This window comes from Fructilactobacillus sp. X2R6C1 (assembly GCF_059901295.1).
This window is the reverse complement of sequence record NZ_JBWXUZ010000001.1, coordinates 170,920-184,601: the sequence shown is the minus strand read 5'-3', so window position 1 is coordinate 184,601 and position 13,682 is coordinate 170,920. Positions and strand designations below refer to the sequence as shown.

Below are 13,682 nucleotides of genomic sequence, written 5' to 3'. Positions count from 1 at the left end.
TTTTTTGACACTTATTTATTTTTAATTTCACGGTAGAAAATGATTTGAGCCGCTGAATTCCAGAAACTAATGAAAATCATTGGAACATATACAATCACAGAAACCACCGCGGCTAAAATAGAATTACCCTTCACAACGGTTGTAACGGCTGTCATCAAAATGGTTAATACGAAATACATACAGAAAAATAACAGCTGCAGATAAAAAAAGTTCCACTTGTAACCCTTCGTTGTTTGCCAAGCATCGGTAAATGCTTGAGTAATCCCAACTTCTTTTCCGGTCTCAATTTCATCTTGATACGAATACATCCAAAGACCCCATCCAACCGACAAGATGACGCCGGGAACAATCAATAGGAGGGTTGCAAAGGCCTCTGCAAGTGTCATTAATAGTCCTACCAGAATGATGACAGGCCAATTGTACTTACGATTAAAAGCCACAAAAGCATTCTTAAACTTAAAACTATCATTTTGAATACTCTTGGCGTATCCCATGGCCAGAGAGGCAGCAAATAAGATTCCCACCAGACCAACGATTAATTCAAAGATTGAGAAAAGGGCTCTTTGCATGCCTTGAAGCTTGAACAACATCATTGGATCCGAAAAAGCTCCCACGACCCCAGCTGGGATGCCCATTAAAAACATCATCCACCAGTTCTTCTTAACGATTCCCCACGACTTTGTCATTGCATTTGCAATCATATGTATTCCTCCATTTTTCGTTACTAGAATTATTACACGCCGAGTTCTTTTTGACAACGTAAAAAAAGAGAAGCAACTTGCTTCTCTTTTTGTAACTAATGATTAACTATTTAATTTCTTCGTAGAATTTAATGTTAGCCATTGAGAACCATACCATGTAAAAGATTGAAATTGCGATGGCGAGCACCGTCAAAATGACTTCAAGCACAATTGCAAAGACGGTCCATGTCAACATTGAGGCAAAGATCCACCATAGTAGTGCACCTACTAGCACAATCACCGCGTAGGTTACGATGGCAATGATTAGGTTTAAAACCTTCAAACCAATCAGACCCCAACGATTGCCAGTCATGAGTTTCCATGAAGCTGAAAAGCCATCCATTAGATGAACTTTTTTACCAGCTCGTTGGGCATCAAAGTAGGTTAAGTAAATGAACGCTAACCCAGTAGCAACGAAGATCCAAGCAATTCCAACTAATGCTAGAATCACAATTCCAACAATGATCAAAGCGACCACTTGAGCGGTGGTGGTGTTAAAACCAAAGACTCGAGGAACAAATGAAGCACTAATAACGCCAGCGGAGGCAACAAATAATGCACCAAAAATGAAACTAATCAAATCCATAAAAGCGGCATACAATGCTGCCACTAACCAAGTGTTTCCTTGTTTAAATGCCACAAAGGCATCTTCAAATTTAAACGTATTGGTCTCGTCACCAGTCAGGTATCCCATCGCTGCTGACTCAAATAATACAATCCCAATAATTCCAACGATGATCGAGATTAACCAGATACTAAAACTGGCACCCAAACTATAACTTAAACTCAAAGCCTCAGAATTTTGCAGGCTGCTAACTAATCCACCCAGAACAGCGGATATTAAGATCGCAGGAACAACCATTGCTAACAAAATCCAAAAATGCTTTTTGGTTACGTTAAGGGCACTTTTAATTGCTTTAATAATCATAATAATTCTCCCTTTGTTAATTTATTTACAATTTCATTATAACGAAATCTTAATAAAAACGCTATCAGTCACAATCACAACCAATAAAAAAAAGAAGCACACGCTTCTCTTTTGACTAAATTAGTCATCCCATTGGTCAACAGTGTCAACTGGAGCATCAGGATTCCCATTCCAACGGAAGTCACCGTACCAAATTGAACGCTTGTCAACGTTAAGGCTATTAATTAGGCGAATGTCATCGTCGTCAAGTTCAAAGTCAAAGATGTCAGCATTGGCTTTAATGTATTTTTCATGAGCTGACTTTGGAATTGAGATAATGCCACGTTGCATGTCCCAACGAATGATGATTTGTGCGGTTGATTTACCGTACTTTTCAGCAACCTTCTTAACAAGTGGATTGTTTAAAGCGGCTCCACCACCAAGTGGTGACCATGCTTCAAGTTTAATGTCATTTAAGTCACAGTATTCTTTAATGTCAGCTTCTTGTTCTAAGGGATGAAATTCCATTTGGTTGACAGCTGGCTTTACGGAAGCATGCTTCATCAAATCTCTTAGACGACGAATATTGAAGTTTGAAACTCCAATGGCACGTGCTTTACCCTCATGGTAAATCTTTTCAAGAGCGCGCCAAGTTTCCTTGTACTTGCCATTAACTGGCCAGTGAATTAGTAACAAATCAACGTATGAAGTTTGAAGACGCTTTAATTGGCCTTCAAAAGCTTCAAGAGTTGAATCGTATCCTTGATCACCATTAAATACTTTAGTCGTTAGAAAAACATCTTCACGTTTTAATCCGTTGTCAGCCAGACCTTTTTTCAGACCTTCACCAACACCGGCTTCATTTCCATATTGTTTAGCGGTATCGATTGCTCGATAACCATCATTTAGTGCCCATTCAACGGATTGAGCGGCGGTTTTATTATCACTCTTCCAAACACCCATTCCTAATTGGGGCATTTCAACGCCATTATTTAAACGTACTTTTGATTCTAAATCTCTACTCATACTTAACACCTCCATGAACTAATTGTAGGATATCACGTTATTTATTTCATGAATTTTGTTTGTTATTTTTAGCGAGCGTCACGGTAAAATCAAGCGTTCCCTTGTTCACGACGTCTAAGATGTACTGAAATAACATCATAATCCAAGAAAAGGCCAACGTGAACGAAGTAATCTCAAAGGCTGTTAGTGAGAAGTAGTGCACAACTTGAAAGAGGATACTGGCCAGCACTAGTAGTAGTCCAATCAAATACGACGTTTTCAGGAAGTTTTTAGAAATTCCAGGCCAAAGCCAACGAATTCCAGCAATCAGAATAATAATAATCCAAACTAACGACCAGCCAAACTGAGTGTGCCAAAAATGCATCCACGGAATCTGAATGTCATTGGGAATAATCCCGATAGCGGCCACGTTAAACGCCATTAACGTCAAAAGGGTTCGTAAAATCCAAGTTTGAATGGTTGGTCTTTGAACTGATTTTAACGAAACAAACAAGAAATCAATCACGGCCCACATCAATAAAGCGGAAAAGATAATGGTCAAGTTAAACTGCCAACTGTCGGTTGCTCGACTCGTCCCCAAAAAGCTCAGATTATGGCGCCACCAGTAGCGATGACTGTTTGACGACATGGAGATCAGAACACCAGAAACAATGATTAGGTTCAAAAGATCGACTAATAAAGTCGGCGTTAGAGCCACTGCCACACTAATCATGACGTAGTTCACGATTCCCTCTAAAATGGCAATGATGATGGTCGCCGTATACACATCGAAAGTGGCGCCTTTAAAAGCAATTCCCAGAATCCAAAATACCCCAAGCAGCCCAACCAATAAACTGGCAGTAAAGGATAGAACAATCGTTGGAAAGTTTCGCCAGTAAATATTGCGATAAATGGTATTTTGTGGATTCTTGCGACTTTTAATGAGAAAAATCGTAAACAGTAAAGCACCAAAAAACAGTCCCAATACAATGGTGCCACTGGCAATCGAATATTTACCACTGATGGGGACGATCTGAAAGTGCCGATACTTAAAAAAGATCAGTGCGATTAACGCGGTCATCACCGCCGGAATCAGCGACCACCAGATCGAAACGTTCCACGAATTCGGCGTGCCATCATTAACTTTCTCTACCGTCATGCCCTGTCTTCGCAGTGTCAAGTTCAATTTGGCTCCCGGCTTAATATGGAGACGTTCAACGACCTGATTTGGGATTGCAATTTTATACTTTGGTTCCGTCATTATGATTCCTCGTTCGTTATGAATTTGAAAATAGTTTTATTCTTCTATTATAACGGACCCAGGACTAATTATTAAAAAAAGAAGCAGAATTCTATGAATTCTACTTCTTAAGTTAGTTGATAATTTTAATTTATTTGTCATCACCAGTGAAATCGAAAACAACACGGCCAACAATCTTACCAGCCTTCATGTCATCAATTACGTTGTTGATATTTTCTAACTTGTCAGTTCTAACGATTGGTTTAACCTTACCTTCAGCACCGAACTGGAAGGTTTCTCTAAGATCTTGTCTAGTTCCAACTAGTGAACCAGCAACTTTAATACCATCAAGAACGGTCTTGTCGATGTTAAGTGCCATATCACCCTTTGGTAGAGCAACCGCAACTAAGGTTCCGTCAGGACGTAAAGCGTTAACTGATTGAGTGAAAGCATCCTTGTTAACGGCAGTAACGATTGAATCGTAAACCCCACCAACTTTATCTTGAACTTGTTGTGCAACGTTACCGTCATGTCTGTTAATCAAAACATCGGCACCATTTTCTTTAGCAGCTTCTAACTTCTTAGGATCTCCATCCACAACTACAACTGGAGCACCAAAGACGTTTTTGGCAAGTTGAACACCCAGGTTACCTAATCCACCGGCACCAACGATTTCAACCCACTTACCGGGTCTCGTGTCACCAATCTTTAAAGCCTTGTAAGTGGTAACACCGGCACAAGTTAATGAAGTTGCTTCAACGGGGTCCAAACCTTCGGGAACCTTAACGGCGTACTTAGCATCAACAATACATTCTTCCGCCATGGCACCGTTAACGGTGAAACCAGAGTTTTTAACGTTACGACATAAGGTCTCATTACCAGTAACACAGTATTCACAAGTGCCATCAGCTGAGTAGAACCAAGCAATGGAAACTCGGTCGCCAACTTTTAAGTCGGTAACATCGTCAGCAACTTGAGTTACACGTCCAACACCTTCGTGACCAATGATTCGGCCAGGAACTTCACCGAAGTCACCTGAGGCAACGTGGAGGTCAGTATGACAGAGTCCACAATACTCAACTTTAACTAAAGCTTCACCCTCGTGAATTGGACGAAGTTTGACATCTTTAACATCAACGTATCCATCTGAATTATCTCTAACAACTGCTGCTTTTACCATATTAATTCTCCTATTCCCATGATTTATAGTCGTCTATCTATCAACAATTCCTATCATATAGTTAAAATTTTCACGTGTCAACAGGGAATTGTAAGCGATAACAGATTGTAATATATCCTTAAAAAACGAAGAATTAAAAAAGTGATTTATTTCCATGCCCAGGGGTCTTGATGCCATTTATTAAGTCGCTCGTACTGATCATTTTCGATTTGACCGTTGTTAAGCATTTGCTTAATTAGTTCAGGATAAGTTAACAGCGGAACAAATCTTAAATCGGCCTTGTTAAAATTATCGTCGGCATCACTAAAACCATAGGAGAAGATGGAAACTACCCCATCAACTTGATGGCCGTCATTTTGAACTGCCTGAGCCGCCTGAATCACGCTTCCGCCAGTTGAGATTAGATCATCAATCAGCACAATGTGATCATCTGGGCCTACTTTTCCTTCAATCTGTTTACTAGTCCCATGATCCTTTGGTTTGGATCTAACGTAGATCATCGGTAACTTCATTTCTTCAGCTACCCAAGCTGCATGAGGGATTCCAGCAGTTGCTACTCCACCAATGACCGTGACGTTCGGAAAATTAGTCTGAATTAACTGACTAAGTGCCTGATAAATCTTTTTTCTTAGTTCTGGATACGAAATCGTTAAACGCAGATCGGTGTAAATTGGCGACTTAATCCCACTGGCAAACGTAAAGGGGCGTCTTGGATTCAGTTGAACGATTTGGTCGTTAATCAGGTCTTCTAAAATCTCAGTTGTACTATTCATAACTAATCTGTCCCCCTTTTTTTAATTCCATTCATCATTGTATTTTTGATAAGCCCGATAGGGATGTTCATTCTGCGTAATTGGACGTCCTACCACAATGGCAGACGCACCATCACGTCTTGCTTGTTCTGGTGTTGCCACCCGTTTTTGATCTTCACTGGCGTCGTCTTTACTTCTGATTCCCGGCACAACGTAATCAAAATCATTCCCAACTTGCTTCACTAAGTCAGGCAGTTCTTTAGCTGAGGTAATGACCCCTTCACAACCAGAACTTTTAGCTAACTTAGCTAGAGAAACCACCTGCTCATTCATACTCAAAGAACAATTTTGCTCGTTAGCAAGTCCGGCTTTTGAAATGGAAGTTAATTCGGTCACCCCTAATAACTCGGGAACCTGATTATGAGATTGATTACTGCCATCAACCAATCCCCTTTTGGCAGCCCTCATCATTTCACTTCCACCAAGCATGTGTACGGTCACGTAGTCAACTCCAAGTTGAGCAAGCTGAAACATACCCGCGTATACAGTATTAGGAATGTCCATTAACTTCAGGTCTAAAAAGATTGAACACCCCTTATTTTTGATTTCTTTGACCGTCTCAGGACCGTATCGATAGAAAAGTTCCATGCCAATCTTGACCGTCAACTGACTTGGGTACGCAAATTGATCCAAAAACGTATTTACGTCCATCTGCGTCGGAAAATCCAGCGCAATCATCATTGTCTTCTTCATTTTCTTACCTCGCAAAAAGGACCAATCACAGACGGGTGTCAGAGAATGGTCCTTTAAAATTAAATTTATATCAGTTAATAAACATAATCCTGGTTTCTCTGAACCAACTTAATTAATTATTACTCTAAATATAGGGAATATCGGTGGGGCCGTCAAGGTAAAAGTTCATCTTGTCAAAACAATTTTACTATGTAATAATCACTAACAGCGTCAAATAAACAAGACCGGTGAGTCTTAATTTGGAGGAAATTATGGATAAAATAAGTAATAATACTGAGCACAGCCATGCATCAATGAGCAAGAACCAGAAACTAGTCTTACTATCGTCTAGTTCTGGCTTTGGCCTTGAAAACATGGATGTGCTTTTTCTGTCTTTTACAATGAGTTCGATCATCGCATCCTTACACATCTCAGCCGGAGCGGCCGGGTTAATTGGAACCATCACCAACTGGGGAATGTTGCTTGGTGGCGTGATCTTTGGATTTCTTGGTGACCGTTTTGGTCGAGTCAAAACGTTTACCTACACCATCTTCATCTTTGCGTTTGCGACCGCTCTAATGGGGTTTGCCAACAACATCTACTTAATCTACTTTCTAAGACTGTTGACCGGGATTGGAGCTGGTGGTGAATACGGACTCGGGATTACTTTACTAGCTGAAGCATTTCCAAAGAATAAGTTAGGAAAAATGTCATCAATTGCATCTGTCGGCGGGCAAGTCGGTGCCTTACTTGCCGCCATCCTGGCTGCCTTTGTTATTCCACACCTTGGCTGGCATGCGTTGTACTTGTTCGGGCTCATTCCGATTGTCCTAATCTTCTTCGTTAGACGCCATTTACACGAGTCAGACGAGTTTCTTGAATCAAAGCAGGAACAGACCATTTCAACTGGCGAAGCCATTAAAAAATACATGTTTTCAGACTTTAAGACCGCCTATCAAAGTGTCGGTTTGATGATTATGACGACCGTTCAGATCGCTGGATACTTCGGGTTAATGAACTGGCTTCCAACCATCGTTCAAAAGCAAAGTGGTTTAAACGTTGCTGGATCCTCACTATGGATGATTTCCACCATTATTGGGATGAGTATTGGCATGATGGTGTTTGGTACGATTCTTGATCACATCGGACCACGGCTCTCATTTGGGATCTTCCTAATTGCCTCATCAATCATGGTTTACTTATTGGCCCTAGCGCACACCACGATTGCTCTACTAGTGATTGGTGCGGTCGTTGGTTTCTTCTCAAACGGGATGTACGGCGGATACGGTGCGGTTGTGAGTCAACTCTACCCCACTGAAGTGAGAAGTAGTGCCAACAATATCATCGTGGGAGTTGGGAGAGCTGTTGGTGGAATGTCATCGGTCATTATCGGAATTCTAATGGATCAATATAACCTGTACGTAGTAATGATTTTCCTTTCCGTTTTGTATTTAATCAGCTTTGTCACCATGATAAGCATCCCTGGCATTAAAAAATTAAGTAAAAACACCAAATTAAGTGCAAATAACTAACATTTTTAACCCAAAAGAATTAGAATAGACATGAATAAATGAAAAAGGGGATATATAACATGGCTGATGATTTTGAAACACCACGCGTATTAGACGAAAAGATGTCAGAAGTATTTGATTGGAGCGACGACTCAACTCCAGTACGTGATGCATTATGGGATCACTACATGGAAGATAACAGTCATGATACCATGAAGACTGAATCTGATATGGAAAAGTACTTAAACATGAGCGATGACGATGTTAAAGCTGATGCTGAAAAGTTACTTAAGAAATAGTTTTTGATTCTTAGAACTCATCATTATTGATGGGTTCTTTTTTTTATACAAAAAGAGATGACTGAATTGTCATCTCTTTTATTTAGAATTAATTGTTAACAATTCGTCTTATTCTACGCCTTTAGTTGAAGATATCATATCTAGTTTTTTTAATCTGCTCCTAATCATTATAATTGTAGACAAAGCAGCTAGAACAACAATCAATGAAGCTAGAACGATACTAGTAATAGAAATAAACGGATAATAAATTATCTGACTGGTATTAAAAGTAGTTACGTACTTGGATAGGAACCAGTATCCAAACGGAATTCCCAAAAACCAACCAACTACCGTAATTGTTAAACTCTCAATAATCGTTAAATTTCGGATCTGTTTACGAGAGAATCCTAATATCTCAAGAGTGGCATAACTTCTTGACCTTTCTGTAAAGCTTAGAGATCCCAAATTATAAAGAATTACAATGGTCAAAAGGATTCCAAAAATTTGAATCATCAAGAAAATACTACTCAAATTATTTACCATACTTTTAGCATTACTTTTTTGTTCTTTCAAACTAACAATCTGACTAACATCTGGACTCTTCTTAATTGAATTTGAAACGTCTTGATGATTTGTCAAAATTGACGTTGGTTGAAATTTCAACCCATTACCGGTCCACGTCTGTTTAGTTACATACATTCCTTGTGGTGCATTTGATTTAACGATGCCCTTTACCTTCAACTTCAATTTATTCGTACTTAATGACGGCTTGATAAAAACGGTATCATTTTTCTTAACGTTAGCAATTTTAGCAATTCCCTCAGCTAGATATATACCACCATCCTTAATTCTTTGTCCATCATCAGTTTTAAGATTAATTTGAGATCCAGAACCCAAGACAGTAAGTGGACGATCAAATTTCCCATTTGGACTTAAACTAGCGTAAGACGTTTCAATCTTCTGTCCGTTAGTTTTGTTAACAATTCGATTAATCTCTATCTCACTAGTCTTTTGGTTTAAATTAATTTTTTTAGCGTAGTTATACTCATGTCCATACGTTTGATTAACCTGATTATCCATTGAATTTTTCGTACCAAATCCAGTCATCACCAAAGCTAGTCCACCAATAACGCCGATTAATCCCATCAGCATTTGAATTTTATTACCAAGATTATCTCTAATTGACCAACGATTACCAATAGGAATTTTATTCCAAATTCGAGGAAATTTTTCGAGAAAGACTCGTTTACCATTTTTAGCAGTACTACCCTTCCTAAATGCCTGGGCTGGAGTTAATCCATGATTCACTTGCGCCGCTAGTAGTGCTGAAAAAATACATATAATTATTACCCCCACAGCAACGTAGACCGGTGCGGTAGTATAGGCAATTTGCCATGAAGGAAGCGAAAACATAGATTTCTGTGAATTCATTACAAATGTTGAAAGTGCTGGAGCTACTATCAAACCAGCAATTGCACCAATTCCTCCAACAAAAAGACCATACATTGAGTAATACATGGACAATACTACATTGGAATATCCTAATGACTGTAAAGTTGCCATGTCCTTTTGTTGCTGATCAATTATTTTTCTAATAGTGGTATACATGGCCAAGACCGCTAATAGAATGAAGATAATTGAAAATAGAATTGAAAGATTACGAATTTGTTTTACTCGATCAATAGCTGTTGAGATGCCAACATCGGATTTTTGAGTTTGCAAAGTGATAAATTTACTACCAATGATGTCTCTAATTTTACTTTCAGTCTTAAAATTATCACTGTCTTTAATATCGACAATATTATTAAGGGCTGGCAATTTAAATTTATTAAGGAATGTCTTTTCACTAATGATTCCATACCCATAGTTTTGTTCTTGAGGAGATATGAAATCATTGGTTCCGGTATAATACATCTTGTTCGGAGAATTTATCATACCGACCACTGTTAATTTAATGGGTTGGTTATTGAAACTAACAGTGACTTGTTTTCCCTTCTTTAACCCATTCTTTTTAGCAAACTTCTCATTCAAATAAATACCGTTAGTATTTTTATTTATCTTCTTGCCATTAGTTTGAAATGTACGAGAAATTTCTTGGGTTCCAGGAGTATCAATCTCTAAATAACGTTTATCCCCTTTTAATTGTGCCGTGGTACTAATTTCTGTTTTAGCCGATGCCTTTGAAACACTTGGAATTGACTTAATTGTATTTAGTTCTTTATTGCTCAAGCCTGTCGATTGTAATGTCGATGTAGCCAAATGGGTTTCACTCGTATACTGATTAATATTTTGTTTCATACCATTCCAGGTACCCTCTAAACCGGTATAAAAAAGAACACTTAGAAACGCCATCAAAAAAACGGAAAAGAATTGAGTCCAATTTTTCACAACCGTGCGGATTAATTTCTTAAATAAAAACTTCATCCCCAATCAACCTCCTCAACTTCAAGCGGAGTTGGATTGTCAACGATCTTATCTATTTTGCCATCTTTAATATTGATAACTCGATCAGCAATTGGAGCAACTAATGGATTATGGGTGACGATCACTACGGCCGTATTTTCATTTTTACTACCCTTCAGAATTTTAAAAACTCGTTTTGAGGTTTCAGTATCAAGTGCACCAGTGGGTTCGTCACAAAGAAGCACTCTAGGATCTTTAGCCAAAGCCCTCGCAATCGAAACACGTTGCATTTCACCTCCAGATAACTGATCAGGAAAATTATTTCTTTGTTTTAAAAGACCAACCTTTTTCAAATATTCTTCTGACACTTTCTTGTACTTCTTGTTTTTTAATTGTGCTGAAATTGCCACATTTTCAAATGCCGTAAGATTAGAAATTAAATTATAAAATTGAAACACAAATCCGACAACGTCTCTTCGATAAAGTGTCAATTGCTTATCCGACTCTGTGTTAATCAGATCATCATTATATAAAACTTTACCTGACGTTGGTTTATCCATCCCACCTAAGATATTTAAAGTTGTACTTTTACCAGACCCACTTGGTCCCAAAATCACCGTAACCTTATTCGACTCGATATCAAAACTAACATCGTCTAAAGCATGAGTTGTTTCAGATCCATTTTGATAACTTTTACTGACATGTTTTAAGCTGAGCATAAGTGGTACCTCCATGATTAATTATTAAAAGTATGAAAATATTTTATTTGCACCTTTGATTTGTAGGTGTTATTTGTATAATATATTTATAAGTTTAAAAATAAAAGTAGGGTAATTTTTTAAAGTATCAGCATAAAAGTAAACTGGAGGCACTTATGGAAAACAATAACATCATCGATGACTGTCCTATTCAACCAGTTGTGGACATCATTAGTGGAAAATGGACCTCATACATTCTCTGGGAAATTTATAATGGAAATAATCATTATGGTGGTATCACGCGGGCATTACCTGGAATTAGTACCAGAACATTATCAACAAGATTAAAAATGTTAGAAGACAAGCAAATAGTTACGCGTAAAGTCTTTAATACAAACCCTCCCACTGTAGAATATAATTTAACTAAACGTGGAATGGATTTAGCACCTATTTTAAAGTCAATGAAGAAATGGTCAGAACGATATAAAGAAATAGAAGCAGAATGACTTTTGGAAGTCATTCTGCTTCTATTTCTTTATATTAAATTATCAACGATCGACAACCAGCTTATAACCCCGTATTGGTACCGTCTTAATCTTTTCTTTTAATCCAACTTGATCTAACTTGCGTCGAAGTAAACTAATGTCATCTTCAATGGCATCCTCGTCAATAAAACTTCCGTTCGCCCACAGAAACGTCATCAATTCCTTTTTGGATACTAACTTATTCTTATGCTCAATGAAAAGGACCATTAGTGAAGTCTCCGTTGGAGTTAGCTTAATCGACTGTGTATTACTGCTTAGTTCTCCCACTGCCGGATTTAAAGTGAACCCATCAAAACTAAATCCATTACTTTTATCTACCAAATTCTCATCTCCGATTTTATTTATTAAAATTGTCACAAAAAAAGGAAGCTACCAAGTAGCCTCCTTTTAGAGCTTATTAATCGTTGTCGTCCAAATCGTCGACAACCTTTTTGTAATCTTTCATAAATTTATCATAAGCAGCAGAATCGAACTTGTCGAACTTACCAACTTCATGAAGGGTGCGTTTAATTTCATGAATGGCACGGTGTTCTTCTAACCAACGATGAACTTTGTGGCCCTCTTGTGATTCAGTGCCTTCCTTGTCCAAAGTTTTTTGGAGTTCGTTCATAATTTCTGAAATCTTATCTAATGCTTTTGTTTCTTTACTTTCGTCTGACATAACAATCTCTCCCCTTTATTTAAGTATGACATCATTATATCTTGAAACATCAGGGGTTCAAACCAATATGCTCAAGGGTTTAAGAAAGTTATAAGAGTTCTTCTTGATTCTTGTGTCGCTGGACGTACTGCAGGATGTAAACGGCCAAAATAACCAGAACGGCACCAAGAACTTCAATCCAACTGATGTGGGTGTGTAAAAAGATCACACTCAAGATAAAGGTTGCAACCGGTTGAATGGCGTCTAGTAAACTAATAACTTCTGATGAAGTAAAGCGGGAAGCGTAGATCAGTGATGAGAATGTGAGTAGGGTTCCAAAGAGGATGATCCCACAAACACCAAGGACTCCACCCATTCCTAAGTGGGGCACGTTGGTCCAAACGGGATGATTGATGTTAAAGGCTAAACTGGCAATCAGAGTTCCCCAACCAAGAACCACGATTGGTGAATTGTCGTGAGCCAGTGGTCTTGGAAGCACCACGTACAAAGCGGCAGTAATTCCAGAAATAATCCCCCAGAAAAACGAGTCAAAGGGAATGGATAATTGAGAAAGGTCCCCTTTAGTAATTGAAAGGAAAACTCCAGCTAGCGCCAAAATGAAGACCACGATGTCCATCTTCATAGGCTTTTTGTGCATGAACAGAAAACCACCCAGTAGGATGAATAACGGTGACAGGTACTGCAAAATCGTGGTGGCAGCGGCGTTTCCAGTCTGGATACTAACGTAGAAACTTCCCATGTTGGCAGCCAAACCGAACAAACCGTATAAAACTAGCCACATGATTGATTTCCATGAACGGAAAACACTAAAAATGCCTTTTCCGTAAATAATGGCACTGACTAGTAATAATACAATGGCAGCCCCGGTAGTTCGTGCTGACAAGAACCACGCAGCTGGAATCCCAACGTTTTGTGAAACGTACTGCGTAATAACGCCAGCAACACCCCATGAAGTTGAAGCAAACGCCGCTAAACTAATTCCTTTAACGGTGTTGCTCATCTTACCCGTTTTACTTTTCATATTCTCTCC

At 38.7% G+C, this 13,682-nt stretch carries 15 protein-coding genes; 3 read left to right on the top strand and 12 right to left on the bottom strand.

Going from position 1 to position 13,682, the window contains the following annotated elements; genetic code table 11:
• Window positions 1-11: 11 nt before the first annotated feature.
• The 7 genes from AC6UDF_RS00860 to pyrF all read right to left on the bottom strand — a co-directional run bounded on the left by AC6UDF_RS00860 (window position 12) and on the right by pyrF (window position 6,577).
• The gene (locus tag AC6UDF_RS00860; protein ID WP_500693408.1) at window positions 12-701 is read right to left on the bottom strand and encodes a hypothetical protein; all 690 of its coding nucleotides are present in this window, start codon (window positions 699-701) and stop codon (window positions 12-14) included.
• Window positions 702-807: 106 nt separating this feature from the next.
• Entirely contained in the window at window positions 808-1,668 is an 861-nt protein-coding gene (locus tag AC6UDF_RS00855) for a hypothetical protein (RefSeq protein ID WP_500693407.1), read from the bottom strand.
• A gap of 120 nt (window positions 1,669-1,788) precedes the next feature.
• Entirely contained in the window at window positions 1,789-2,673 is an 885-nt protein-coding gene (locus tag AC6UDF_RS00850) for an aldo/keto reductase (protein ID WP_500693406.1), read from the bottom strand.
• A 46-nt stretch (window positions 2,674-2,719) separates the two neighbouring features.
• Window positions 2,720-3,913 (bottom strand): AbrB/MazE/SpoVT family DNA-binding domain-containing protein, encoded by a 1,194-nt coding sequence (locus AC6UDF_RS00845; RefSeq protein ID WP_500693405.1) that lies wholly within the window; start codon window positions 3,911-3,913, stop codon window positions 2,720-2,722.
• A 130-nt stretch (window positions 3,914-4,043) separates the two neighbouring features.
• Complete coding sequence (adhP, locus tag AC6UDF_RS00840; RefSeq protein WP_500693404.1) at window positions 4,044-5,072, bottom strand: alcohol dehydrogenase AdhP; 1,029 nt, start codon at window positions 5,070-5,072, stop codon at window positions 4,044-4,046.
• Between the two features lie 146 nt (window positions 5,073-5,218).
• Complete coding sequence (gene pyrE, locus AC6UDF_RS00835; protein ID WP_500693403.1) at window positions 5,219-5,845, bottom strand: orotate phosphoribosyltransferase; 627 nt, start codon at window positions 5,843-5,845, stop codon at window positions 5,219-5,221.
• A gap of 21 nt (window positions 5,846-5,866) precedes the next feature.
• The gene (gene pyrF, locus AC6UDF_RS00830) at window positions 5,867-6,577 is read right to left on the bottom strand and encodes an orotidine-5'-phosphate decarboxylase (protein WP_500693402.1); all 711 of its coding nucleotides are present in this window, start codon (window positions 6,575-6,577) and stop codon (window positions 5,867-5,869) included.
• Between the two features lie 251 nt (window positions 6,578-6,828).
• Between pyrF and AC6UDF_RS00825 the strand changes: the two genes are divergently transcribed.
• Entirely contained in the window at window positions 6,829-8,088 is a 1,260-nt protein-coding gene (locus AC6UDF_RS00825; protein WP_500693401.1) for an MFS transporter, read from the top strand.
• Between the two features lie 59 nt (window positions 8,089-8,147).
• On the top strand, window positions 8,148-8,366 hold the full coding sequence (locus AC6UDF_RS00820) for a P8 family protein (protein ID WP_500693400.1): 219 nt from the start codon (window positions 8,148-8,150) through the stop codon (window positions 8,364-8,366).
• Between the two features lie 108 nt (window positions 8,367-8,474).
• Here AC6UDF_RS00820 and AC6UDF_RS00815 read toward each other — a convergent pair whose 3' ends face one another.
• Window positions 8,475-10,769: an ABC transporter permease gene (locus AC6UDF_RS00815; protein WP_500693399.1), complete on the bottom strand. Its 2,295-nt coding sequence runs from the start codon at window positions 10,767-10,769 to the stop codon at window positions 8,475-8,477.
• Complete coding sequence (locus AC6UDF_RS00810) at window positions 10,766-11,467, bottom strand: ABC transporter ATP-binding protein (RefSeq protein WP_500693398.1); 702 nt, start codon at window positions 11,465-11,467, stop codon at window positions 10,766-10,768. Before AC6UDF_RS00810 ends, AC6UDF_RS00815 begins: the two co-directional genes overlap by 4 nt.
• 155 nt (window positions 11,468-11,622) lie before the next feature.
• Here AC6UDF_RS00810 and AC6UDF_RS00805 point away from each other — a divergent pair, with 155 nt between their 5' ends.
• Complete coding sequence (locus AC6UDF_RS00805; RefSeq protein ID WP_500693397.1) at window positions 11,623-11,952, top strand: winged helix-turn-helix transcriptional regulator; 330 nt, start codon at window positions 11,623-11,625, stop codon at window positions 11,950-11,952.
• A gap of 42 nt (window positions 11,953-11,994) precedes the next feature.
• Here the strand turns inward: AC6UDF_RS00805 and AC6UDF_RS00800 are convergent, their stop codons facing one another.
• The 3 genes from AC6UDF_RS00800 to AC6UDF_RS00790 all read right to left on the bottom strand — a co-directional run bounded on the left by AC6UDF_RS00800 (window position 11,995) and on the right by AC6UDF_RS00790 (window position 13,673).
• Window positions 11,995-12,312 carry a winged helix-turn-helix domain-containing protein gene (locus tag AC6UDF_RS00800; protein ID WP_500693396.1) on the bottom strand — a complete coding sequence of 106 codons (318 nt, stop codon included), beginning with the start codon at window positions 12,310-12,312 and terminating at the stop codon, window positions 11,995-11,997.
• Between the two features lie 76 nt (window positions 12,313-12,388).
• On the bottom strand, window positions 12,389-12,652 hold the full coding sequence (locus AC6UDF_RS00795; RefSeq protein ID WP_500693395.1) for a hypothetical protein: 264 nt from the start codon (window positions 12,650-12,652) through the stop codon (window positions 12,389-12,391).
• Window positions 12,653-12,740: 88 nt separating this feature from the next.
• Entirely contained in the window at window positions 12,741-13,673 is a 933-nt protein-coding gene (locus AC6UDF_RS00790) for a DMT family transporter (RefSeq protein WP_500693394.1), read from the bottom strand.
• Window positions 13,674-13,682 lie beyond the last annotated feature (9 nt).

Excerpts from the sequence above, each read along its gene's own strand:
- AC6UDF_RS00860 (WP_500693408.1), bottom strand. The coding sequence starts at position 701 with ATGATTGCAAATGCAATGACAAAGTCGTGGGGAATCGTTAAGAAGAAC.
- AC6UDF_RS00855 (WP_500693407.1), bottom strand. The coding sequence starts at position 1,668 with ATGATTATTAAAGCAATTAAAAGTGCCCTTAACGTAACCAAAAAGCAT.
- AC6UDF_RS00850 (WP_500693406.1), bottom strand. The coding sequence starts at position 2,673 with ATGAGTAGAGATTTAGAATCAAAAGTACGTTTAAATAATGGCGTTGAA.
- AC6UDF_RS00845 (WP_500693405.1), bottom strand. The coding sequence starts at position 3,913 with ATGACGGAACCAAAGTATAAAATTGCAATCCCAAATCAGGTCGTTGAA.
- adhP (WP_500693404.1), bottom strand. The coding sequence starts at position 5,072 with ATGGTAAAAGCAGCAGTTGTTAGAGATAATTCAGATGGATACGTTGAT.
- pyrE (WP_500693403.1), bottom strand. The coding sequence starts at position 5,845 with ATGAATAGTACAACTGAGATTTTAGAAGACCTGATTAACGACCAAATC.
- pyrF (WP_500693402.1), bottom strand. The coding sequence starts at position 6,577 with ATGAAGAAGACAATGATGATTGCGCTGGATTTTCCGACGCAGATGGAC.
- AC6UDF_RS00825 (WP_500693401.1), top strand. The coding sequence starts at position 6,829 with ATGGATAAAATAAGTAATAATACTGAGCACAGCCATGCATCAATGAGC.
- AC6UDF_RS00820 (WP_500693400.1), top strand. The coding sequence starts at position 8,148 with ATGGCTGATGATTTTGAAACACCACGCGTATTAGACGAAAAGATGTCA.
- AC6UDF_RS00815 (WP_500693399.1), bottom strand. The coding sequence starts at position 10,769 with ATGAAGTTTTTATTTAAGAAATTAATCCGCACGGTTGTGAAAAATTGG.
- AC6UDF_RS00810 (WP_500693398.1), bottom strand. The coding sequence starts at position 11,467 with ATGCTCAGCTTAAAACATGTCAGTAAAAGTTATCAAAATGGATCTGAA.
- AC6UDF_RS00805 (WP_500693397.1), top strand. The coding sequence starts at position 11,623 with ATGGAAAACAATAACATCATCGATGACTGTCCTATTCAACCAGTTGTG.
- AC6UDF_RS00795 (WP_500693395.1), bottom strand. The coding sequence starts at position 12,652 with ATGTCAGACGAAAGTAAAGAAACAAAAGCATTAGATAAGATTTCAGAA.
- AC6UDF_RS00790 (WP_500693394.1), bottom strand. The coding sequence starts at position 13,673 with ATGAAAAGTAAAACGGGTAAGATGAGCAACACCGTTAAAGGAATTAGT.